Source organism: Pseudomonas sp. K2I15 (assembly GCF_002204795.1).
Taxonomy (GTDB): Bacteria; Pseudomonadota; Gammaproteobacteria; order Pseudomonadales; family Pseudomonadaceae; genus Aquipseudomonas.
Window position 1 is genome coordinate 1 of sequence record NZ_NIXO01000053.1, and the last position, 20,988, is coordinate 20,988.

Here is a 20,988-nt window from a genome sequence, read left to right on the forward strand (position 1 = left end):
GGAAAGCGCACGCTGCCTGATTCGGCAGCGGTATGTCGTAAAGGTCACACGGCGCAGAGCTGTGGGAGCTTGGCTGTCTTTGAGAACGATGCCTAGGTTATGGCCATCAAGACAGTTGCTCCCACATTGGATCTTCATCAACCGGTTTAAATCATCCGGCGCAATACCGCGCAATCTTCAGCATGCCAATCCGTCAGCTCCGGCCATGGATTGTCTGGAAGGTTAACCAACACCGTCTTGGTCCCCGCCGCACGCCCACAATCCAGATCAAACCGGTAATCGCCGACCATCACCATCTCTTGCGGCGCCACGTCCCACGCGTGCGCCAGCTTCAACAAACCACCCGGATCCGGCTTGGGCGGCGCATCATCACGCCCCAACACATCCTCAACCGCAAAGCAGTCCGCCAGGCCGATCGCCTGCAACGTCACATGGGCCAACTCCCGCGCATTACGCGTCAAAATCCCCAGGCGATAACCACGCCCGGCCAATTCCCGCACCAACTCCACCGCACCAATAGCCGCCACCGAACCCAGCGCCAACTCACGCTCATGCGCAAGCAACCACGCATGCTTGGCAGCGGCTTCATCGCAGGGCAATGCCGCCAGGTGGGTAAGAATGTCGTCAGTTGCCGGAATATCCAGCGCCACACGAATCGCCGCAAAGTCATGCACGGCAACCGTCAAGGTGCCGTCCATGTCGAACACCCAGTGCTTCACCTCTCCCAGGCTCACGCCCAGTCCTTGCGATGACGAATCAAGCCTTCCTGCGTGACCGACGCCACCAGTTGCCCGGCGCGGTTGTACACGCTGCCCCGGGAGAACCCACGGGAATTGCCGGCCCACGGGCTGTCCATGGCGTAGAGCAGCCAGTCATCGGCGCGCAGGTCGGCGTGGAACCACAGCGCGTGGTCGAGGCTGGCGACTTGCATGTCTTTCTGCCAAACCGTCTTGCCATGGGGCAGCAGCGAGGTGGTCAACAGGCCGAAATCCGAGGCGTAGGCCAGCAGGTATTTGTGCAGCGCCGGCGAGTCGGCCAAGGCGCCATCCGCGCGAAACCACACGTATTTGACCGGGTCGGACGGCTGCGGGTTGTACGGGTCTTTCTCGGTTACAGGCCGCACTTCAATCGGCTTGGGGCACAGCAGCTTTTCGCGCATGTGCTCAGGAATCAGGTGCGCGCGCTGTTGGGTCAGCTCCAACTCCGACGGCAGGTTTTCCGGGCCGACGACCACGGGCATGGTGGTCTGGTGCTCAAAGCCTTCTTCGTCGTACTGGAACGAAGCGCTGCAAGTGAAAATCGGGTTGCCCTTCTGGATCGCCGTCACCCGGCGCGTGCTGAAGCTGCCGCCATCGCGCACCCGGTCCACCGAATAAACCACCGGTAACGCCGCATCGCCCGGGCGCAGGAAGTAACCGTGCAGCGAATGCACATGCCGGGTTTCTTCAACGGTTTGGCTGGCCGCCGACAGCGACTGGCCGAGTACCTGGCCGCCGAACAGCTGGCGAAAGCCCAGGTCCTGGCTGCGGCCGCGAAACAGGTTTTCTTCGATCGGCTCCAGGGTCAGCAGGTCCACCAGATCTTCCAACACTTGGCTCATAGAGCATCTCCTACAACAATCTATTGGGCATTCCGGGCTGCTTATCCGTGCAGCGTGTCCAACCATTGGGCGCGGGTGATGCGATACAACACATGATGCCGCACCGGGTCATCGGCGGCGACCTTGGGGTGTTCAAAATCTGCCAGGGGATCGTAATGCATACCGATGGCCTGCATGACTTTTTGTGATGGCAGATTAGCTTCAGCGGTAAACGCAACGATCTCGTCCAGTTTCAGTCGGTCGAAACCACAGCGCAAAGCGGTCCAGGCGGCTTCGCTCGCATAACCCAAGCCCCAATGTTCCTTGGCCAGGCGCCAGCCAATTTCCACCGCCGGGGTGAACGGGGCGTCGAAGCTCACATTCAGCAACCCGGTGAGGCCGATGAATTCGCCATTGTCTTTGCGCTGCAAGGCCCACAGGCCAAAACCGTACTCGGCAAAATGGCCGCGAATACGCCCGATCAGCGCGGCGCTTTCCAGCCGACTCAAGGTGGCCGGAAAGTAACGCATCACCTGCGGGTCGGCGCACATGCGCGCAAACTCCGGCAAGTCGGCATCGCTCCATTGGCGCAGCACCAGGCGTGCGCTTTCCAATTCCAGTATCGGCTCCATGGGTCCCCCTCCCTTGCCATGTGCGTGAGTGTAACGCGCTGTTAAGATCCGTCGCTGGTTCCCGTCAGAAATCGCCATGCCTTTGCCACTGATCTACCACGACGACTACAGCCCCGAGTTCCCGGCGGACCACCGCTTCCCCATGGACAAATTCCGCCTGCTGCGTGACCACCTGGTGGAGAGCGGCCTGACCCGGGACAGCCAGTTACTGCGCCCGGAACTGTGCCCCGCAGAGATTCTGGCCCTGGCCCATGAACCTGGGTATATCGAACGCTACATGAGCGGCGAGTTGTCCCGTGAAGACCAACGGCGCCTCGGCCTACCGTGGAGCGAAGCCCTGGCCCGGCGCACCGTGCGCGCAGTGGGCGGCTCGTTGCTGGCCGCCGAGCAGGCGCTGGAACATGGCCTGGCCTGCCACCTGGCCGGCGGCACCCATCACGCCCACTACGACTACCCGGCCGGGTTCTGCATCTTCAATGACCTAGCGGTGATCAGCCATTACCTGCTGGCCAGCGGGCGGGTCAATCGGGTACTGATCTTCGACTGTGACGTGCACCAGGGCGACGGCACCGCGCGCATCCTGCACGACACTCCCGATGCGATCACCGTGTCCCTGCACTGCGAAAAGAACTTCCCCGCCCGTAAGGCCGAAAGCGACTGGGACATCCCGCTGCCCATGGGCATGGGCGACGCGGATTACCTCAAGGTCGTCGACGACGCCCTCAACTACCTGCTGCCGCTGTATCAGCCCGACCTGGTGCTGTACGACGCCGGCGTGGATGTGCACAAGGACGACGCCCTCGGCTACCTCAAGCTGACAGACCAAGGCGTCGCCGCCCGCGACGAAAGCGTGATGCGCCACTGCCTGGGCCGCGATATTCCGGTGGTTGGGGTGATCGGCGGTGGCTACAGCAAGGACCGCCCTGCCCTGGCCCGCCGCCACGGGATTTTGCACCACAGTGCGCAGCGCGTCTGGACGTCATCAGGTTGTCACTGAGTTATGCACGTTACCCACAATCGCTGTGGAACTGCCTGTGGATAACCTGAGTGAAAGCCCCTGCACGCCTTAAGCCGCGAGGCCTGCAGCAAGCTGTACGTTTTTTGATCAGGCAGTCTCGCCGTCCTCGGGTAGAATGCTCGGCCTACTTTGCCGAACCGTAGTTATCCCCATGGCCCAGACCCAAACCTCACCTCGACACGTCATCATCATCGGCGGCGGCCCGGCCGGGCTGATGGCCGCCGAAGTGTTGAGCCAGGCCGGGGTGCGGGTCGACCTGTACGACGGCATGCCGTCGGTGGGCCGCAAGTTCCTGCTGGCCGGCGTGGGCGGCATGAACATCACCCATTCCGAAGCCTATCCGGCGTTTCTGTCGCGCTACGCCGAGCGGGCACCGTTTATGGCGCCGTTGCTGCGTCAGTTCGGTGCCGAGGCGTTGTGTGAATGGATACACGGCCTGGGGATAGAAACGTTTGTCGGCAGCTCCGGCCGGGTGTTTCCTACCGACATGAAAGCCGCCCCGCTACTGCGTGCCTGGCTTAAGCGCCTGCGGGACCAGGGCGTAGTTATCCACACCCGCCATCGCTGGCTGGGCTGGAATGTCGACGGCAGCCTGTTTATCCACAGCCCCGAGGGCGATAAAAGCGTGCGCGGTGATGCGGTGCTGCTGGCGTTGGGTGGCGGCAGTTGGTCGCGGTTGGGCTCGGACGGGGCGTGGCTGAAGTTGCTGGAAGACAAAGGCGTGCCTTACGCCGCGCTGCAACCGAGCAATTGTGGCTTCGAGGTGTCGGCCTGGAGCGAGTTGATGGTCAGCAAATTCGCTGGAGCGCCGTTGAAAAACGTCGCCATCGGGTTGGCGGACGATAAACCTCGTCTGGGTGAATGTGTGGTCACCGCTACCGGTATCGAGGGCAGCCTGATCTATGCGTTGTCGGCGCCGATTCGTGAGGCAATCAACCGGGATGGTTCGGCCACGGTGCATATCGACCTGCTGCCAAGCAAGCCGCTGGACAAGGTGATTGCGGCGCTGAGCAAGCCACGCGGGTCACGCTCGATGAGCAAGCATTTGCACAGTCAGCTGGGGCTGGATGGGGTGAAGTCGGCGCTGCTGCGGGAATTGACGCCGGCTGAGCATTTCAACGATCCGGCGCAGTTGGCGGTGGATATCAAGGCGCTGCCGCTGACGCTGGTGAAAACCCGGCCGATGGATGAGGCCATCAGTACCGCGGGTGGTGTGCCGTTTGAGGCGCTGGATGAACGCTTGATGATAAAGCAATTGCCGGGCGTGTTCTGCGCAGGCGAGATGCTGGATTGGGAAGCACCGACGGGCGGGTATTTGCTGACGGGGTGTTTTGCCAGCGGGCAGGTTGCCGGGCGTGGCGTACTGGAATGGTTGAACGCTAGCTGATTACCTGTGGCGAGGGAGCTTGCTCCCGCTGGGCTGCGTAGCGGCCCCAAAAAAAGCGGGAGCGCTGCGCACTCCAGCGGGAGCAAGCTCCCTCACCACAGTGACCTTACTTCTTCTTACGCGGCCCGGTATTGAACGCAGGCACCTTGCGCACCGGCTTGATCGAAGGCTCAGCCACCGACACTTCACCACTCTCCACCCACTTGCCCAGGTTGCGCTTGCCGCCACCGGACGCCTTGGGTTTCTTCGGCTTTTTCGGCTTCTTCACCACCTGACCAGTAGCGTCAGTATCCGGCACGCGATGTTCCGGTTCGAAGTCCTGCTCCATCTTCCGCGTCAACGTCTGACGGGTCAGCATCTCGATGGCCGACAGCATGTTCACCTCATCGGCACACACCAACGAAATCGCCTCGCCGGTGTTGCCCGCGCGACCGGTACGCCCGATGCGGTGAATGTAATCCTCGGCCACGATCGGCAGGTCAAAGTTGACCACCAGCGGCAAGTCTTCGATATCCAGGCCACGGGCCGCCACGTCGGTAGCCACCAGGATCTGCACGTCGCTGCTCTTGAAGCGATCCAGCGCCCGCTGGCGCGTCGCTTGTGGCTTGTCGCCGTGAATCCCGTCAGCATTGATGCCCAGGCCCTGGAGTTTTTCCACCAGCGCATCCACACCGTTACGGGTCTTGGCGAACACCAGCACCTGCTTCCAGCGGCCTTTGCGCATCAAGTGCACAAACAGCTCCGCCTTGCGCTTTTTGTCCACCGGCACCACCCATTGCTTGACGGTGTTGGCGGCGACGTTGCGCGGGCTGACTTCGACGGTCAGCGGGTCAATGAGCATCTGCCCGGCCAGTTGGCGGATTTCATCGGAGAAGGTCGCGGAGAACAGCAGGGTCTGGCGCTTTTTCGGCAGCATGCGGTAGATGTTCGCCAGTTCTTCGGAGAAGCCCAGGTCGAGCATGCGGTCGGCTTCGTCCAGCACCAGGGTCTGCAGCTGATTGAGTTTCAGCGCGTTCTGGCGGAACAGGTCGATCAGGCGGCCAGGCGTGGCCACCAGCACATCGACGCCCTTGCGCAGCTTCATCATCTGCGGGTTGATGCTCACGCCGCCGTACACCGCGTAAGTGGTCAGCGGCAGGTGCTGGGCGTACTCGGCGACGCTGGCGTGAACCTGCTCGGCCAGTTCGCGGGTGGGGCATAGGATCAGCGCGCGCACCGAGTTGGCGGTGACTTTCGGCCCTTCCATCGTCAGCAGCTGCAGCAGCGGCACGGCGAAACCGGCGGTCTTGCCGGTGCCGGTCTGGGCCGCGGCCATCAGGTCGCGACCGGCCAGCACCGCCGGAATGGCTTGCGCCTGCACCGGCGTCGGGGTCTGGTAGCCAAGCGTCTCAAGGGCGCGCAGCAAGGGTTCGATCAGGCCAAGTGTGGCGAAAGTCATGGAAATACCGTAGGAAAAAGTCAGCGCAAGGTCGCAATGCGCCGCAGTTTACCTTATTTCCGGTTTCGGCTTTCGCCACTGTGGCAGGCTGATCAACAGCACCGCGCTGATAATCACCAGCATCGCCAGGGCTTCTTCTGTGCCGATGGTCTCACCGACAAATACAATCCCGAGCAACACCGCCACCGCCGGGTTGACGTAGGCATAGCTGGTGGCCGCCGCCGGGCGCACATGCTTGAGCAGGTACATATAGGCATTGAAGGCGATGATCGAGCCGAACACGGTCAAGTAAGCCAGGGCCAACCAACCTTCCAGCGGCGGCATGGCTTGCAGGTGTTCGCCGCTGACGGCACTGAGCACCAGCAGCACGAAACCTGCAATCAGCATCTCCGCCGCACTGGCCATGGCGCCCTGAGGCAGCGGCAAGTGCTTACTCCACACCGAACCGAAGGCCCAGGCCGCCGCCGCAAAAATCAGCAAGGCCGCCCCGGTGGGGCTCGATTGCAGGTTGGAACCCATATTGAGCATGGCAATGCCGATAATCCCCAACACCACCCCGGCCCATTCCAGACGGGTATTACGCGCGCCCCAGAAATAACCGCACAGCAAGGTGAACAACGGCACGGTCGCCACGGCCAACGCGGCAACGCCGGACGCCACGCCCGTATGCTCGGCCACACTGACCGCGCCGTTGCCGAAGGTCAGCAGCAGAATGCCGATCTTGGCAGCGGCCTTCCACTGCACCCAGGTCGGCGCCGGCGCCCCGCGCCAGCGCAGGAAGCCATACATCAGCGCGCCAGCCGTGATGAAGCGAATCCCGCCCAGCAACAGCGGCGGCCAGTATTCCACGCCAATACGAATCACCAGGTAGGTAGACCCCCAGATCACGTACAACGCAAAAAAGGCGGCGATCAGCGGTAAGGGAAAGCGACGTGGGCCAGGCATTGGGCAGCTCTGCGGCAGGACAAGAAGCGTTATTTTAGAAATCTGCTGCCGTAAACATAAGTTACAAAACCTGTTTAAAGCGCCAGTACACTTTTCAAAGCATGGTTATCAAGGCTATAAACCGTGTATTCGAAAGCCATGCGTTCCTGGAGCCTTATCATGGACAAATACGACCGCATGCTTCTCAGCGCCCTGCTGGAAGACGGCCGCGCGTCCTACGCGCAATTGGCGCGCACGGTGAACCTGTCGGCGCCCGCCGTGGCAGAGCGGGTGGCGAAGCTGGAAGCCAGTGGTGTGATTACCGGTTATCAGGCCAAGGTCGACCTGGCCAAGGTGGGGTTGCCGATCCAGTGCGTGATTGAGCTGCGGTTGACCAACCATGGGAGCCAGAAGGTTTACGACGCGTTGGCGCAAATCCCGGAGTTGACTGAATGCCATCGGGTGACGGGGGATCCGTGCGTGATCATGCAGGCGGCGGTGGGGTCGATGCCGGAGTTGGAGAACCTGATTAACCGGGTGGCGAAGTTCGGGTTCAGCAAGACCTCGATCATCTTGTCGAGTGCGATAGAGCGTCGGGTGCCGTTGGGGCAGTTGGAGGGGGTTGGGAAGAATGGCGGGTGATATAGATCACCTGGCCAGCAAGACTGATCCCTTTCATTTGCCGGACGCTTCCGAGAGAACTCTATGGCCTTGTTTCCCTCGGATAACATCGCTAGTCTCGCCCGGTCATCGACCATTCGGTGACCGGATGTGCAAGTCCGATTGCAAGGGGTGACAGCTTCCATTTCAGGAGTTCCCCCATGATCAAAACAACCAATTCCCACGAAGAAATCCTCAGCGACAACACCCTCACCCGCCGCGCCATCGATTACTACCTCAAAGCCTCCGCCCCGGACGGCGCACCCTTCGTGCTGAACGACAACATGAGCTTCGAAGATGCCCTGGCACGGGCGGCCGACTTGCTGCATTGCGCAGTGGCAACCGCACAGATACCCGGCGAGCCCATGAACGGGCAGCAGCGGGCGGTGATGCATTTGGTGGAGATGGCGAAGGTGGTGGTGGATCGGTCGCTGGACTGTCTGCAGCCTCGATAAATTGCGATTTCTGTGGCGAGGGAGCTTGCTCCCGCTGGAGTGCGAAGCGCTCCCAAAGCATGCACAGCAGTGTATCTGACGTAACGCCGACTGCAGGTTTTGGGGCTGCTGCGCAGCCCAACGGGAGCAAGCTCCCTCGCCACAGAAGCGCGTCATCACTTGGGAGCAGTACCGGAATCAGAACCCGCGATGCTTCTTCAAATGATCATTGATCTTCGCCGCCGGAACCTTCTGCAAGCTGCACAGCAGTTCATGTGACAACTCCCGCAACCCGTGAGTGCGGCGCAGTTCCTGGGCCAAATGCGCGGTGAGGTTCGCCGCCATCTCCGCATCCGCCATCGCCCGGTGAGCCTTGCCGGTGTGGGGCAGTTGGGCAAATGAGGTCAGCGTGCCCAGCTTGTGATTCGGCGCCGCCGGCATCAAGCGCCGCGCCAGCAACAACGAACAGGCAAACTTCTGCAAACGGGTACGCCGGATCAACCCCAACTCGAAATCCCAGAACTTCTGGTCAAACGCGGCGTTGTGCGCCAGCAGCGGCGTGGTGCCGACAAACTCGTTCACCTCGTTCATCACCCGCTCCGCCGATGGCGCGGTGCGCAGCATGGCGTTGCTGATGCCGGTCAGTTGCTCGATAAACCCAGGCACGCGCACGCCGGCGTTCATCAGGCTCTGGTAGCGGTCCACGATCTGGCCCTGCTCCAAAATGACCACGGCGATTTCCGTGGCCCGGCAGCTGCTGCTCGGCTGGATGCCGGTGGTTTCAAAGTCGATGACCGCTATACGTTCCAAACCTGTTCCAACTCCGTCAAAAATCTATTTAAGCAGCAACGCGCCTTCGATCGGCACGTAGCGGCTGGCGGCGCGTATCAATGAGTTGGCCGTCAGCCCCGGCACGCCGTAGGCCACGGCTTCGACGCCATGCTTGCTGATGATGCGGTCCAGCAGCATGTCGAAATCACCGTCGCCGGAGGCCAGCACCACTTCGTCCACATGGGCGGCGGCGTCCATGATGTCGATGGTGATGCCCACGTCCCAGTCGCCCTTAGCCGAGCCGTCGCTGCGCTGGATGTAGGGCTTGAGCTTCACGGTAAAACCGAGGTTGCGCAGGATCTGCTGGAACTGCTGCTGCTTGCTGTCGCCACGGTCGATGGCATAGGCGTACGCCTCGACAATCTGCCCGCGCTGGCTGATGTCAGCCCACAGGGCGGCGTAGTTGAAGTGACAGCCGTACGCCTGGCGCACGGTGTAGTAGAGGTTTTGTACATCGGCGAACACGGCTATCTTTTTCACCGCAAATCCTCATGACACGCGCATGGACCCCGGACTTAAAGGCCCGGAAAGGTTGCCAGTATGCCAGCCACAAGGGAGTTTCCGAGAAAAATCAGCCCGGGGCGACGAAGCGCCCCGGTTGAGTGTGGGTCAGACGAAGGAATCGTCGTCGCCAAAGGAGGAGGAGTCGTCGGAATAGTCGTTGTCGGCGAAGCTGTCGGAGGCGTTGTCGCTGCCCCAGCTGTCATTGCCGGCGAATTTCTGGTCGTCGTTGCCCCAGTTGCTGTTATCACTGGCCGGGGCCGGCTCTTCGCGGATGATTTCTTCAACCACTTGCGGCTGTTGCGAATTGTGGCTGAACAGGCTGCTGATGCCTTCTGCCAGCATCACACCACCGGCCACGCCGGCTGCGGTTTTCAGTGCGCCACCGAGGAAGCCACTACCGATCGGCGCTGCGGGTGCCTGTTGTGGCTGCTGGTAATTCTGCTGTGGGGCGCCGTAGTTCTGCTGCGGTGCAGGTTGCCCACCAAAAGACGGACGCGCCGGTTCACGCCAGCCACCGCCCGAAGACGCAGGCGCGCTCTGGGCTGGCTGCGGGTCGCGGGAGCCACCACCAAAGATGCTCGACAGGAAACCGCCACTGCTCGGTGCAGGCTGCGCCGCCTGGGACTTGGCCTGTTGCAATTGGTCCTGCAGTTGTTGGATCTGCTCGGCCTGCTGCTTGTTCTGCGCATCAAGGCTCTTGATCGCATGCTCTTGCACCAGAATCGACTGGGTCATGTAGTACGCAGCGGCCGGTTGGCGAGTGACGTGTTCCTTGATCCGCGCTTCGGCCTGAGCGTCGCGGGGGGCTGAGTCCGTTTCGGCTTGCTGCAACCGTGAAAACAGTCCATCGATCAGGGTTTGCTCTTCGCTGTTCATGGCGACCTCGTTAGATTGCCGGTAGAAATCTTCGCCTTGCGCACTATGTGCAAGGTACAGCGTAGTTATGGGGCTGTTACTGATTGTTTCAATAGCCTTTACGTAAGGTTTACGTTTGCTTGCATCTGGTCGTGATCGGTTAAAGTAACGCCCTTGCTTTTCGGCCTGTGAAGACCCTGATGAATCCGTTAGACGTACTGCGCGACTCCTTCTTCTTTTTCAAGCGCAACCTCGGCGCCATCGTGCAGTTGTGCCTGCCCTTGGTAATTCTTGAGGCGCTGCTGCAACAGGTGCTCGACCACACCCTCGGCCCTGATGCGTTTCCCGGCTACAGCGTGATCGTCGGGCTGCTGGTGTATCCGCTGTACACCGGCGCGCTGATCCTGTTCCTTGATGCCCGCACCCGTGGGGAGTCGCCGCGCACCCTGGACGTGCTCGCCATGGCCTTGAGCCTTTGGCCACGCTTTGCCTTGCTCACGGCAGTCAGCACGCTGCTGATCCTGCTGGGCCTGTCGCTGTATTTCCTGCCGGGCTTGTGGCTGATGGTGGTGCTGGCCTTCGCCGAGTATTTGCTGGTGTTGCGAGGCATGTCGGCACTGTCGGCCATGAAAGAAAGCCTGCGCCTGACCCGTGGGCATTTCTGGCGCATCCTGGTGTGCCTGCTGTGCGTGATGACCCCGCTGTGGCTGCTCAAGGGCGCCAGCGTGGCGGTTTACCCGGACCCGAACCCGCTGCTGGGCCTGCTGATGGACAGCGCACAAAGCTTCCTGCAACTGTTCACCAGCGTGGTGTTGTTCCGCCTGTTCATGTTGATTGGTGGCGACGCCGACGCGCGGTGATATGCTCCGGGCCTTGTCCTGCAACGCCATAAGCCGAGCCGATGACCCGATTACTGCGCATTACCTTGCTGGGCCTGCTGATTCTTGCGGCCCTGCTGACCGGCTTGATCTACAGCCTGACCTGGCGCCCTGCCGACAAGGAAACCCTGCCCATCCGCTGCGTCGCGCCACGAGCGCCGACCCTGCTGCCGGGTCAGGCCCTCAAGGTCATGACCTGGAACGTGCAGTACCTGGCGGGCAAGAACTACGTATTCTGGTACGACACCCCGGATGGCAGCGGCCCGGACGACCGCCCCACCGTGGAAGACATGGCCTCCAGCCTCGACGAAGTGGCGCGCGTAATCCGCGACGAGCAGCCCGACATCCTGCTGTTGCAGGAAGTCGACGAAGGCGCCAAGCCTTCCAGCTACCAGGACCAACTGGCCTTGCTCCAGGAGCGCCTGGCCGACCTCTACCCGTGCAGCGCACAGGCGTTCGACTGGAAAGCCGACTTCGTGCCCGACCGGCACATCTTCGGCAGCGTCGGCCGCAAGCTGGTGACCATGAGCCGCTACCAGATCGAACACGCCGAGCGCCTGCAATTGCCGGTGGCCGGGGCCAACCTGATCAGCCGGCAATTCCAGACCAAGCCGGCGTTATTGCTGACCTACCTGCCGTTGAGCGATGGCGGCCAATTGGCCGTGCTCAACACGCGCCTGGACGGCACCGCCCCTGGGCACAATGCGGTGCTGGAACAGGTGCAGGCCACCGTCAAGCTGGTGGATAAATTCGAGAGCCGTGGTACGCCGTGGCTGATGGGTGGGGATTTCAACCTGTTACCGCTGGGGCAGTTCCTGCGCCTGGATGCCGACAAGCGCGGGCAGTATTCACCGGACAGTGAGCTGCATCTGCTGTGGGAAAAATACCCGATGATCCCGAGCAACAGCCAATCCAGCGGGATTGACCGGGACAAGTGGCTGACCTATTTCCCGAATGACCCGACCGTAGACGGGCCGGATCGTACGCTGGACTATCTGTTCTACAGCTCGCGGATCAAAAAGGTTGAGAGCAAGGTGCGCCAGAGCGATACGGAGCGCATCTCCAATCACTTGCCGGTGATTGCGCGGTTCCTGTTGCCAGCGGCGCAGTAACCCACACTGCAGATATTCTGTGAAAACCGGTTTGTGTGGGAGCGGGCGTGCTCGCGAAGGCACAGTGTCAGTCATTGTAGATGTCGACTGATCCACCGTATTGGCGAGCAAGCCCGCTCCCACATTTGATCTTCGGCGCTCTTACTTTCTCGGTTTGATCCGGGCAGTAGGTTCAGCGATCAAAGGATCATCCGGCCAGTAATGCTTGGGATACCGCCCTTTCAAATCCTTCTTCACCTCGGCGTAAGTACTGCGCCAGAAGTTGGCCAGATCCTGGGTCACCTGCACCGGGCGCCTTGCCGGTGACAACAGGTGCAGCTTGACCACCTGCCGCCCGCCGGCAATACGCGGCGTGTCCGCCAGCCCGAACAATTCCTGCAAGCGCACCGCCAGAATCGGCGGCTGCTCGCTGTAGTCCAAACGCACCGACGAGCCCGACGGCACCTTCAGATGGTGCGGCGCCAACTCGTCCAGCCGCTGCGGCAACGGCCACGGCAGCAGGTTATGCAGGAAGCTTGCGATATCCAGATTGGCAAAATGGCTCAGGCGCGAAACCTTGCCCAGATAAGGCATCAGCCAGTGTTCGAGGCTGGCGAGCAAGGCGCTGTCGCTGACATCCGGCCACTCACTGGCCTTGCCGGTGTCCAGATGACGCAGCAGCATCACCCGCGCCTGCCATTGCCGCAGTTCCGGGGTCCAGGGCAGCAGTTCAAGACCTTTGCGCCGCACCAGGTTAACCAGCGCCTGGCTGCGGGCGGACTCGTCGAGGCCGGTCAGGGGTTCGCGGCTGAGCACCAGTTCGCCGACCTTGCGCTGGCGCTCGGCGCGCAGCACGCCTTCGCGCTCGTCCCAATCCAGTTGGTCGACATTGCGCACCTGCTCGGCCAATACAGAATCAAACAGCGCTGGGTCAAAATCCGCCGCAAGGTAAATCCGTTCTTCGCGCTGGCCCTGTCGGCTGCCCAAATCGGCGATCACAAGCCAGGGTTGTTTCATCAGGCTGTCCGCTTCGGCGAACAGCGCGGCGCGACCGTTGGCGAGGCGGTATTCGGCGCCGCCAGCCCGCCGTTGCTGCGCCACGCGGTCGGGATAAGCCAGCGCCAGCAAGGCGCCCAGCCAACGCGGGTGATCCGGATCGGCGACCGGCTGCTCGGCCTTGCCTCTTAAATAGCCACGGTATTGCCGGGCCAGTTGCCGGGCACGCTGCACGCCACCTTGGGTGCCACGGGCCTTTTCTTCGCCGGATAACAAGGCCAGGCGGCTGTGCAAATCCGCACCGGCACCGCGCAAGATATCGCGCTCACCCAACAGCGCCGCCACGTCACACGCCATGGTCGCCAAGCCCAAATCCTGGCCGCGCAACAATAGATGAGCGATGCGTGGATGCGCCGGTAACCCGCCCATTTTCTGGCCGTGGACGGTCAGCTTGCCGTCGCTCAACGCGCCCAATCGCTCAAGCAAATCCTGGGCCTGTGCATAAGCGGCGGTTGGCGGCACGTCGAGCCACACCAGCTGCGTGGGCGCCACGCCCCAGCGGCCCAGTTGCAGGGCCATACCTGCGAGATCTGCCGAGAGAATTTCCGCACTGGAATACGCCGCCAGCCCTTCATGTTGATCCTCAGACCACAACCGATAACACACCCCCGGCTCCAGGCGCCCTGCCCGGCCAGCACGCTGGGTGGCGCTCGCGCGGGAGATGCGTTGGGTGTCGAGACGGGTCATGCCGCTGCCCGGATCGAAACGCGGGACCCGCGCCAACCCGGCGTCGATCACCACCCGCACGCCGTTGATGGTCAGGCTGGTCTCGGCAATGTTGGTGGCCAGCACCACTTTGCGCTTGCCGGCGGGCGCAGGGTCGATAGCGGCGCGCTGAGCCGTGAGGTCCAGTTCGCCATGCAGCGGGCACAGCAGCACATTGGTGTTATCGCCCAGTGCGTCAGCCAATTGCTGGTTAACCCGGCGAATCTCGGCCTGCCCCGGCAGGAAGACCAGCACGCTGCCGGTTTCATCGTGCAGGGCTTCAAGGATGGTTTGCACTAACCGTGGCTCGATAAATTCGCCGGGCTGGAATGGCCGCCCCCAGCGCATCTGCACCGGGTACATGCGCCCTTCGCTGCGCAGGATAGGTGCATCGTCCAGCAACCCGGCCAGGCGTTCGCCTTCGAGGGTCGCGGACATCAGCAGAATCTTCAGCGGCTGCTCGTCGCGAAACAGATCCCGGCCATTGAGGCTCAGGGCCAGCGCCAGGTCGGCGTCCAGGCTGCGTTCGTGGAATTCGTCGAAGATCAACAACCCCACGCCGTCCAACGCCGGGTCATCCTGCAAGCGGCGGGTGAGGATGCCTTCGGTGACAACCTCGATGCGGGTGTTGGGGCCGACTTTACTGTCGAGGCGAATGCGGTAGCCGACGGTTTCGCCGACCTTTTCACCCAGCTCGCTGGCCAGCCTTTCTGCCGCTGCACGGGCGGCCAGGCGGCGGGGTTCAAGCATCAGGATGGTTTGCCCGGCCAGCCAGGGTTCATTCAACAGCGCCAACGGCACCCGTGTGGTTTTACCGGCGCCGGGCGGTGCTTCGAGCACGGCTTCATGGCGCGTCGCCAAGGCGTCACGCAAGGCGGGTAAAACATCATCGATTGGCAACGAATTCATACTGGCTCCAAAGCAGAGCGGCGAGTATAACGGCGAACTGCCGGGTGTCGGTGGTGGTCTCAAGGGCATACCTGGCGTGCACAGGATATAGTCACCCATCAAACGAGTTCAGGAGAGTCCCATGCGTGTTGCTTCCCGTGTCATCGGCGGTGTTCTGGCCGTCACCCTGCTGAGCCAGTTGACGGCTTGCGGCTCGATTTTCTACCCCGACCGCCGTGGCCAGATCGACGGCAAGATCGACCCGGCGATTGCCGCGCTCGATGCGGTCGGCCTGCTGTTCTACGTGATCCCGGGCCTGATCGCCTTGGGTGTCGACTTCGCCACCGGCGCGATTTACTTCGAGCCAGGCAAAACCGCCCAAGTGGCCCCGGAAAAACTCCAACAAGCCATCGGCGCCGACGGCAAGGTCGATAACGCCAAGCTGCAAACCATCATCCTGAATGAAACCGGCCGTAACCTGCCGCTGGACGACCCACGCATGATCCAGTTCAAGGGCAGCGTGCAACAACTCGCCACCCTGGGCCTGCAACCCGCCGCTTAAGGACTGACCCGCCCCATGACCACCAGTCCCGAACACGCCCGGCTATTGCGCCTGGCCACCCGCGCCTCCGTCGGCGTGGCCAGTGTGCTGATTGTGACCAAAGCCATCGCCTGGTGGCTCAGTGGCTCGGTGAGCATGCTCGCCGGGTTGACCGACTCGCTGCTCGACGGCGTCACCTCGCTGCTTAATTTGCTGGCGGTGCATTACGCGTTGCGCCCGGCCGATGACGATCACCGTTATGGCCACGGCAAGGCGGAATCCCTGTCGGGCATGGCGCAGGCGCTGTTTATCGCCGGCAGTGCGGTGTTGATCGCGTTCCAGGCGTTCCAGCGTTTGCAACATCCGGAGCCGGTGGGCGCGCCATGGTTGAGCATCGGCGTGATCATTCTGTCGCTGGCGCTGACGGCGGCGCTGCTGATCCTGCAATACCGGGTAATCCGCGAAACCGGCTCGAACGCGATCCGCGCCGATTCGCTGCACTATCGCTCAGACATGATGCTCAACGGCAGCATCCTGGTGGCACTGGTGTTGGCGGCGTTTGGTTTTCATCAGGTGGACGCCTGGTTCGGCCTGGGCATCGCGGCCTACATTTTGTGGAGCGCGATCCAGATCGCCCGGGAAAGTTTTTCGGTGTTGATGGACGAGGAGCTGCCGCCGGATGTCAGCCAGCACATGCTGGAGCTGGCGTGCAGTGTGCCCGGCGTATTGGGCGCGCATGACTTGCGCACACGGATTTCCGGCAGCCACTGGTTTGTGCAGTTGCACCTGGAATTGCCGGGGGAATTGAGCCTGTCAGTGGCCCATGGCATCAGCGATCAGGCCGCCGACGCCATCCACAACGCCTACCCGCGAGCCGAAGTGCTGGTGCACGCCGACCCGCAGGAAGTGGTCAATGGCGCCAAGGCCTAGTACTGCACCTGATACCCGCGACTGCTCAGGCAGTTGCCCTGGGCCTGGCGGTAGGTTTGCACCACGGCCGGGTCTGGGGCGTAGGTGACAGTCCTTGGGTCAAACCCACTTTGTTGCACGGCCCAGCGATAGCAGTCGTAGCCATCCTGCTGGACTTGCGCCGGTGACTGGCCGTTGGCCGGGTAAGCCACCACGTCATAACCATTGCCCTGGGGCACTGGCTGCGGCGCTGGCGCGGCGGGCGGAGGCTCGACCACCACGTACTGCTGGCTGCTTTCTTCGTAGGTGTAATAGGCACCGGCCGCGAGGAAGAACAGCGCACTGCCCACCCACACTTCCCGCGCGTAGTCCGGCAGGTATTGCACGCGGATCCCGTAAGGCGGCGCCACTACGACGTAGCGCGGGCCTTGTGGGCGGTACCAGTAGCCACCCGAGAAGAAGTAGTTCTGGCCGCGATACGGTACACGGTAGTTACGGTCAGGGAAGCGGTCGACGATGTAACCCGGGCGGTATTGCGGGCCAGGGCCCCAGCCATTGCCATGCCCGTCGGGGCGGCCTGGCCAGCGGTGATCATTGGGATGGTTGTTGCCACCGCCGTTACCACCGTTGAAGCCGGGACGGCCTGGGCCACCCTGGCCGCCATTACCGGCTTGCCAATGCTGGTTGCCGTCGTTACGCCGCGGAATGTCCTGGTAGTTGCCGGGACGCGGTTCCTGGGTCTGGCGCACGGTATCCGGGCGCCCCTGGATCGGCAGGTTATTGGCCGGCTGAGGTTGCGCTTGCGGCGCCGGGTGTGGCTGTTGCTGTTGGTTGCCCTGGGGGCGACCTTGCCCCTGGCCACCATTCGGACGCTCAAAATTCTGATTCTGATTCTGCGGCCGTGGCTGATTATTTTCGAAATGCTGATTCTGCGGACGCGGCTGATTGTTCTCCGGGCGAGGAGCTTCAGGACGCGGTTGATTATTTTGCGGTCGAGGTTGGTTGTTCTGCGGCCGAGGCTGGTTATTGCCTGGGTGCCCTTCCTCGCGCTGGCCACCGCCTTCCTGGCGTGGCGGGTCGTCGGCCATCACTTGCGCACCAACGCTCATCATCAGCAAACCAACACCTGCCAAACGCCAGATGCGCTTCATGCTATTCCTCACTGCGGATTAGGGCCTACACGTAAGACTGGAAAACCGGGGCCCGGTTCTGCGACAGGTTATCAGTCACGAGAACTATTTTCGCAGGCAATAAAAAGGGGCGACCCGTCGGTCGCCCCTTGAGAACTTCGTCCTGGCTCAACGCTTATGACGTTGGCTCACCTCACGCCGTCTTGTGGACAGTGTGCAGCCCGGGGGCCGGGGCAACCTGGTGAGGTTGGCGGCCGCAGCCGGCGGTATGAGCGGGCTGCAGTGGACTGTATGTCCGGGCGGTGATTCTGTTGATAACTTTACGCCCCAAGCCCGGACAGAGGATTGCGAAGATTGCTTCAATAAACAGTGCTTGCGCAATTTTTAACCCTGGATAGATAATTCACCGCAATAGTTACGACAAAGGCCAGCCCCATGAGCAAGCTTGACCGATACGACCTGAGTATTTTGGCGGAATTGCAGCGCGACGCGAGGATCTCCAACCAGGAGTTGGCCGAACGCATCGGCCTGTCGCCTTCGCCGTGCTCACGCCGGGTCAAGCAATTGGAGGACGACGGCTACATCGCCCGCCAGGTCGCACTGCTGGACCGCAAGATGCTCGGCCTGAGCCTGACGGCCTACGTGCTGATCGGCATGGACCGACACACCCCTGAGCGTTTTGAGAACTTCGAAGCCGCCATCCGCACCTTGCCGCAAGTGCTGGAATGCAGCTTGGTAACCGGGATGGACGCCGACTATCAACTGAAGGTGGTGGTGCCAGACATGGATCACTATCAAAAACTGCTGCTGGGGCACCTGACCCGCATCGAAGGCGTCACCAGCGTGCGCTCAAGCTTTGTGCTGAACCAGGTGCTCAACAGCACTGAATTGCCGCTGACCCACCTGCGCACTTAAGGCCACCTCGGAACACATGTGGGAGCGGGCTTGCTCGCTCCCACATTTTGACTGTGTTTCAACAGGGAAATAAGCCTGCGGCGGACCGACGCAGGTCAATGATGAGCTTATGATGCTGGCGTATACTTCTGGCCCTACCCAGCCGGAAACGACCCGATGAACTCGATTGATCCCGCCGTGTTTGAAGAATGGATGATGACCGGCCTGGTCAGCATCCTGATCATTTTCATGGGCTTTATCGTCTGGGACCTGGCGAAGAAATCCAAGGCAGGGCGCTTTGGCTCGATGATCCTGTTCTTCGTGCTGGGCCTGGGCGTTGCCGCATTCGTCATCAAGAGCGTGGTGATCGGCCTGATCGAGTCCGGCGCCTTATAAGCGCGCCGGCACTTCCTTCCATTGGCCTTGGTCCAGGCCGTCGATCGACCAGTCACCAATTCGCACCCGCACCAGACGCAACGTCGGCAAGCCCACGGCTGCCGTCATGCGCCGCACCTGGCGGTTACGCCCTTCACGAATCACCAACTCCAGCCAATGAGTCGGCACGCTTTTGCGAAAACGCACCGGCGGGTTGCGCGGCCACAGTTGCGGCTCGTCCAGTTGCCGGGCTTCGGCGGGCAGGGTCATGCCGTCATTGAGTTCCACCCCGTCACGCAGGCGTTGCAGTTGCTCCTCGGTCGGCTCGCCTTCTACCTGCACCCAGTAGGTTTTCGCCAGCTTGTGCTTGGGGTCTGCGATGCGCGCCTGCAATTGGCCATCGTTGGTCAGCAAAAGCAGGCCTTCACTGTCACGGTCCAGGCGCCCGGCCGGGTAGATGCCGGGGATGTCGATAAAATCCTTGAGGGTCGCCCGCCCGCCTTCGTCGCTGAACTGGGTCAGCACATCGAAGGGTTTATTGAACAGGATCAACTTGGGCTCAGCCGGTGGCGCCTTGGCGACACGACGCGGGGCTGACGAAGTTTGTGGACTTTTCACACCAGGGCGGCGAGAAACGGGACGGGCAGGACGGGACATGGCAAAGGAACATCTAACGGTCAGGACCGACAATGCTAGTGGCCTGACCGTTAAATAACCATCCCAACCGTTTAGCGGAACGGCGGCTCGTCGAAGCTGCGCAGTTTGCGCGAGTGCAGCGAGTTGAGTTCGGTGCGCAACAAATCCACCGCCTCGATGCCGATCTTCAAGTGCTGGCTGACCGCACGCTCATAGAACGCGTTGGCCGAACCCGGCAGCTTGATCTCGCTGTGCAGCGGTTTGTCCGACACACACAGCAACGTGCCGTACGGCACCCGCAAACGATAACCCTGGGCGGCGATGGTGCCGCTTTCCATGTCCACCGCCACGGCGCGAGACAGGTTGATCAGCGGACGTTCCTGGGCCCAGCGCAGTTCCCAGTTGCGGTCGTCGTAGGTCAACAAGGTGCCGGTGCGCAGGCGTTTTTTCAGCTCTTCGCCCTTCTCGCCGGTAACGTTGGCCGCCGCTTGCTGCAAGGCCATCTGCACTTCGGCCAGGGCCGGGATCGGGATGTTCGGCGGCACCACGCGGTCGAGAATCCCGTCGCGGCGCATGTAGGCGTGCGCCAGCACGTAGTCGCCGATGGTCTGGGACTGGCGCAAGCCGCCGCAGTGGCCAATCATCAGCCAGCAATGCGGGCGCAATACGGCCAGGTGGTCGGTGATGTTCTTGGCATTGGACGGGCCGACGCCGATGTTCACCAGGGTCACACCGTGGCCATCGCTGGCCTGCAAATGGTAGGCCGGCATCTGGTAACGGTGCCAGACCACGCCCGCAGCAATGGCAGACGCTTCGCCGTGGTCCATGCTCTTGTCGATGATCACGTTGCCCGGCAGCACCATGCGGATAAAGCGCGGGTCACTGCGCAACTGTTCCAGGCCATGCACGATGAACTGGTCAACGTAGCGGTGGTAGTTGGTCAGCAAAATCCACGGCTGCACATGGCGCCAGTCGCTGCCGGTGTAGTGCACCAGGCGGCGCAGGGAGAAGTCGACGCGGGCGGCGTCGAACAACGCCAACGGCAGCGGGTCGGTATTTTCCCAATCGTAGAGACCGTCGGCGATGCCATCGGTGGCGGCAGACAGGTCGGTACTCGGGAACACCCGCGCCAGCGTGGCGGCGGTCACGCCGGAGCCGGCGAGTTCGTCGCCCTGCTCAACCACGTACGGGTAAGGAATGTTCTGCTGGCTGACGCCCACTTCCACTGTCACGGTGAAGTCGTGCATCAACGGCACCAGTTGCTCCAGCAGGTATTTGCGGAAGGCTGACGGATGGGTGACGGTGACGCTGTAGGTCCCCGGCAACTGGACCTTGGCATACGCCCGGGTGGTCTGTGGGACTTCGCCCTGCACCAGGTAGGTCAGGCGAAGTTCCGGGTAGCGAAACATCGCGCGTTGTTCGGCGTCAGGTTCGACGCGGTCTTTGAGGTAGCGCTTGAGGGCCTGATTGAGCGCACCAGTAGCACGCTCATGGAGAGCCGCCAGCCGATCCACGGCTTCTTCGGCGGTTTGAACGACAACAAAAGCTTCGGTCACGGTAAGCATCCTGTGTTCTGACTTGCAGGCCTTCATCTTGCCTGTATCGCTGGCGCACTGGAACACC

At 61.9% G+C, this 20,988-nt stretch carries 22 protein-coding genes; 10 read left to right on the forward strand and 12 right to left on the reverse strand.

Going from position 1 to position 20,988, the window contains the following annotated elements; translation table 11 throughout:
- Positions 1 to 146: 146 nt before the first annotated feature.
- The 3 genes from CEC48_RS24665 to CEC48_RS24675 are packed head-to-tail and all read right to left on the reverse strand — an operon-like array spanning position 147 to position 2,211.
- Positions 147 to 734, reverse strand: coding sequence for an HAD family hydrolase (locus CEC48_RS24665; RefSeq protein WP_088426116.1), 588 nt, complete (start codon positions 732 to 734; stop codon positions 147 to 149).
- Positions 731 to 1,600: an acyl-CoA thioesterase II gene (tesB, locus tag CEC48_RS24670; protein ID WP_010174840.1), complete on the reverse strand. Its 870-nt coding sequence runs from the start codon at positions 1,598 to 1,600 to the stop codon at positions 731 to 733. Before tesB ends, CEC48_RS24665 begins: the two co-directional genes overlap by 4 nt.
- 41 nt (positions 1,601 to 1,641) lie before the next feature.
- Positions 1,642 to 2,211: a GNAT family N-acetyltransferase gene (locus CEC48_RS24675; protein ID WP_088426117.1), complete on the reverse strand. Its 570-nt coding sequence runs from the start codon at positions 2,209 to 2,211 to the stop codon at positions 1,642 to 1,644.
- A gap of 76 nt (positions 2,212 to 2,287) precedes the next feature.
- Here CEC48_RS24675 and CEC48_RS24680 point away from each other — a divergent pair, with 76 nt between their 5' ends.
- Positions 2,288 to 3,208, forward strand: coding sequence for a histone deacetylase (locus tag CEC48_RS24680; RefSeq protein ID WP_017477871.1), 921 nt, complete (start codon positions 2,288 to 2,290; stop codon positions 3,206 to 3,208).
- 172 nt (positions 3,209 to 3,380) lie between these two features.
- Entirely contained in the window at positions 3,381 to 4,616 is a 1,236-nt protein-coding gene (locus tag CEC48_RS24685) for a TIGR03862 family flavoprotein (protein WP_088426118.1), read from the forward strand.
- Positions 4,617 to 4,722: 106 nt separating this feature from the next.
- On the opposite strand, the gene CEC48_RS24695 is transcribed toward CEC48_RS24685, so the two are convergent.
- Both CEC48_RS24695 and yedA read right to left on the reverse strand, forming a co-directional pair.
- Positions 4,723 to 6,054: a DEAD/DEAH box helicase gene (locus tag CEC48_RS24695; RefSeq protein ID WP_088426120.1), complete on the reverse strand. Its 1,332-nt coding sequence runs from the start codon at positions 6,052 to 6,054 to the stop codon at positions 4,723 to 4,725.
- Between the two features lie 48 nt (positions 6,055 to 6,102).
- The gene (yedA, locus tag CEC48_RS24700) at positions 6,103 to 6,999 is read right to left on the reverse strand and encodes a drug/metabolite exporter YedA (RefSeq protein WP_088426121.1); all 897 of its coding nucleotides are present in this window, start codon (positions 6,997 to 6,999) and stop codon (positions 6,103 to 6,105) included.
- Between the two features lie 159 nt (positions 7,000 to 7,158).
- On the opposite strand from yedA, the gene CEC48_RS24705 reads away from it, so the two are divergent.
- Both CEC48_RS24705 and CEC48_RS24710 read left to right on the forward strand, forming a co-directional pair.
- Entirely contained in the window at positions 7,159 to 7,620 is a 462-nt protein-coding gene (locus tag CEC48_RS24705; RefSeq protein WP_088426122.1) for an Lrp/AsnC family transcriptional regulator, read from the forward strand.
- 179 nt (positions 7,621 to 7,799) lie between these two features.
- Positions 7,800 to 8,093 (forward strand): DUF6124 family protein, encoded by a 294-nt coding sequence (locus CEC48_RS24710; RefSeq protein ID WP_088426123.1) that lies wholly within the window; start codon positions 7,800 to 7,802, stop codon positions 8,091 to 8,093.
- A 177-nt stretch (positions 8,094 to 8,270) separates the two neighbouring features.
- Here CEC48_RS24710 and CEC48_RS24715 read toward each other — a convergent pair whose 3' ends face one another.
- The 3 genes from CEC48_RS24715 to CEC48_RS24725 form a co-directional block, all read right to left on the reverse strand.
- Positions 8,271 to 8,882, reverse strand: coding sequence for a PolC-type DNA polymerase III (locus CEC48_RS24715; protein ID WP_017476222.1), 612 nt, complete (start codon positions 8,880 to 8,882; stop codon positions 8,271 to 8,273).
- 24 nt (positions 8,883 to 8,906) lie between these two features.
- Positions 8,907 to 9,383, reverse strand: coding sequence for an NYN domain-containing protein (locus CEC48_RS24720; protein WP_003215502.1), 477 nt, complete (start codon positions 9,381 to 9,383; stop codon positions 8,907 to 8,909).
- A gap of 129 nt (positions 9,384 to 9,512) precedes the next feature.
- Positions 9,513 to 10,283, reverse strand: coding sequence for a DUF2076 domain-containing protein (locus CEC48_RS24725; protein ID WP_088426124.1), 771 nt, complete (start codon positions 10,281 to 10,283; stop codon positions 9,513 to 9,515).
- A 179-nt stretch (positions 10,284 to 10,462) separates the two neighbouring features.
- Here CEC48_RS24725 and CEC48_RS24730 point away from each other — a divergent pair, with 179 nt between their 5' ends.
- Together CEC48_RS24730 and CEC48_RS24735 are read left to right on the forward strand one after the other, a co-directional pair.
- Positions 10,463 to 11,122, forward strand: coding sequence for a YciC family protein (locus CEC48_RS24730; protein ID WP_088426125.1), 660 nt, complete (start codon positions 10,463 to 10,465; stop codon positions 11,120 to 11,122).
- A 41-nt stretch (positions 11,123 to 11,163) separates the two neighbouring features.
- Positions 11,164 to 12,252: an endonuclease/exonuclease/phosphatase family protein gene (locus CEC48_RS24735; protein WP_088426126.1), complete on the forward strand. Its 1,089-nt coding sequence runs from the start codon at positions 11,164 to 11,166 to the stop codon at positions 12,250 to 12,252.
- 141 nt (positions 12,253 to 12,393) lie between these two features.
- Here CEC48_RS24735 and hrpB read toward each other — a convergent pair whose 3' ends face one another.
- A complete protein-coding gene (gene hrpB, locus CEC48_RS24740) occupies positions 12,394 to 14,901 on the reverse strand; it encodes an ATP-dependent helicase HrpB (RefSeq protein ID WP_088426127.1) in 2,508 nt (835 codons plus the stop codon).
- Between the two features lie 121 nt (positions 14,902 to 15,022).
- On the opposite strand from hrpB, the gene CEC48_RS24745 reads away from it, so the two are divergent.
- Entirely contained in the window at positions 15,023 to 15,442 is a 420-nt protein-coding gene (locus CEC48_RS24745) for a polyribonucleotide nucleotidyltransferase (protein ID WP_088426128.1), read from the forward strand.
- 15 nt (positions 15,443 to 15,457) lie between these two features.
- Positions 15,458 to 16,351, forward strand: coding sequence for a cation diffusion facilitator family transporter (locus tag CEC48_RS24750; protein ID WP_088426129.1), 894 nt, complete (start codon positions 15,458 to 15,460; stop codon positions 16,349 to 16,351).
- Here the strand turns inward: CEC48_RS24750 and CEC48_RS24755 are convergent.
- Positions 16,348 to 17,481, reverse strand: a complete 1,134-nt coding sequence (locus CEC48_RS24755) for a DUF6515 family protein (protein ID WP_088426130.1) — start codon at positions 17,479 to 17,481, stop codon at positions 16,348 to 16,350. The genes CEC48_RS24750 and CEC48_RS24755 overlap by 4 nt on opposite strands.
- A 414-nt stretch (positions 17,482 to 17,895) precedes the next feature.
- On the opposite strand from CEC48_RS24755, the gene CEC48_RS24760 reads away from it, so the two are divergent.
- Both CEC48_RS24760 and CEC48_RS24765 read left to right on the forward strand, forming a co-directional pair.
- Positions 17,896 to 18,375, forward strand: coding sequence for an Lrp/AsnC family transcriptional regulator (locus CEC48_RS24760; RefSeq protein WP_003194418.1), 480 nt, complete (start codon positions 17,896 to 17,898; stop codon positions 18,373 to 18,375).
- Between the two features lie 165 nt (positions 18,376 to 18,540).
- On the forward strand, positions 18,541 to 18,750 hold the full coding sequence (locus CEC48_RS24765; protein WP_088426146.1) for a DUF2788 domain-containing protein: 210 nt from the start codon (positions 18,541 to 18,543) through the stop codon (positions 18,748 to 18,750).
- Here CEC48_RS24765 and CEC48_RS24770 read toward each other — a convergent pair.
- Entirely contained in the window at positions 18,745 to 19,386 is a 642-nt protein-coding gene (locus CEC48_RS24770) for a pseudouridine synthase (RefSeq protein WP_029616066.1), read from the reverse strand. The genes CEC48_RS24765 and CEC48_RS24770 overlap by 6 nt on opposite strands.
- A gap of 71 nt (positions 19,387 to 19,457) precedes the next feature.
- Entirely contained in the window at positions 19,458 to 20,957 is a 1,500-nt protein-coding gene (gene amn, locus CEC48_RS24775) for an AMP nucleosidase (protein ID WP_176438781.1), read from the reverse strand.
- Positions 20,958 to 20,988 lie beyond the last annotated feature (31 nt).

Excerpts from the sequence above, each read along its gene's own strand:
- CEC48_RS24710 (WP_088426123.1), top strand. The coding sequence starts at position 7,800 with ATGATCAAAACAACCAATTCCCACGAAGAAATCCTCAGCGACAACACC.
- yedA (WP_088426121.1), bottom strand. The coding sequence starts at position 6,999 with ATGCCTGGCCCACGTCGCTTTCCCTTACCGCTGATCGCCGCCTTTTTT.
- CEC48_RS24760 (WP_003194418.1), top strand. The coding sequence starts at position 17,896 with ATGAGCAAGCTTGACCGATACGACCTGAGTATTTTGGCGGAATTGCAG.
- CEC48_RS24685 (WP_088426118.1), top strand. The coding sequence starts at position 3,381 with ATGGCCCAGACCCAAACCTCACCTCGACACGTCATCATCATCGGCGGC.
- CEC48_RS24745 (WP_088426128.1), top strand. The coding sequence starts at position 15,023 with ATGCGTGTTGCTTCCCGTGTCATCGGCGGTGTTCTGGCCGTCACCCTG.
- amn (WP_176438781.1), bottom strand. The coding sequence starts at position 20,957 with ATGAAGGCCTGCAAGTCAGAACACAGGATGCTTACCGTGACCGAAGCT.
- CEC48_RS24680 (WP_017477871.1), top strand. The coding sequence starts at position 2,288 with ATGCCTTTGCCACTGATCTACCACGACGACTACAGCCCCGAGTTCCCG.
- CEC48_RS24755 (WP_088426130.1), bottom strand. The coding sequence starts at position 17,481 with ATGAAGCGCATCTGGCGTTTGGCAGGTGTTGGTTTGCTGATGATGAGC.
- hrpB (WP_088426127.1), bottom strand. The coding sequence starts at position 14,901 with ATGAATTCGTTGCCAATCGATGATGTTTTACCCGCCTTGCGTGACGCC.
- CEC48_RS24725 (WP_088426124.1), bottom strand. The coding sequence starts at position 10,283 with ATGAACAGCGAAGAGCAAACCCTGATCGATGGACTGTTTTCACGGTTG.
- tesB (WP_010174840.1), bottom strand. The coding sequence starts at position 1,600 with ATGAGCCAAGTGTTGGAAGATCTGGTGGACCTGCTGACCCTGGAGCCG.
- CEC48_RS24750 (WP_088426129.1), top strand. The coding sequence starts at position 15,458 with ATGACCACCAGTCCCGAACACGCCCGGCTATTGCGCCTGGCCACCCGC.
- CEC48_RS24735 (WP_088426126.1), top strand. The coding sequence starts at position 11,164 with ATGACCCGATTACTGCGCATTACCTTGCTGGGCCTGCTGATTCTTGCG.
- CEC48_RS24770 (WP_029616066.1), bottom strand. The coding sequence starts at position 19,386 with ATGTCCCGTCCTGCCCGTCCCGTTTCTCGCCGCCCTGGTGTGAAAAGT.
- CEC48_RS24705 (WP_088426122.1), top strand. The coding sequence starts at position 7,159 with ATGGACAAATACGACCGCATGCTTCTCAGCGCCCTGCTGGAAGACGGC.
- CEC48_RS24730 (WP_088426125.1), top strand. The coding sequence starts at position 10,463 with ATGAATCCGTTAGACGTACTGCGCGACTCCTTCTTCTTTTTCAAGCGC.
- CEC48_RS24675 (WP_088426117.1), bottom strand. The coding sequence starts at position 2,211 with ATGGAGCCGATACTGGAATTGGAAAGCGCACGCCTGGTGCTGCGCCAA.
- CEC48_RS24695 (WP_088426120.1), bottom strand. The coding sequence starts at position 6,054 with ATGACTTTCGCCACACTTGGCCTGATCGAACCCTTGCTGCGCGCCCTT.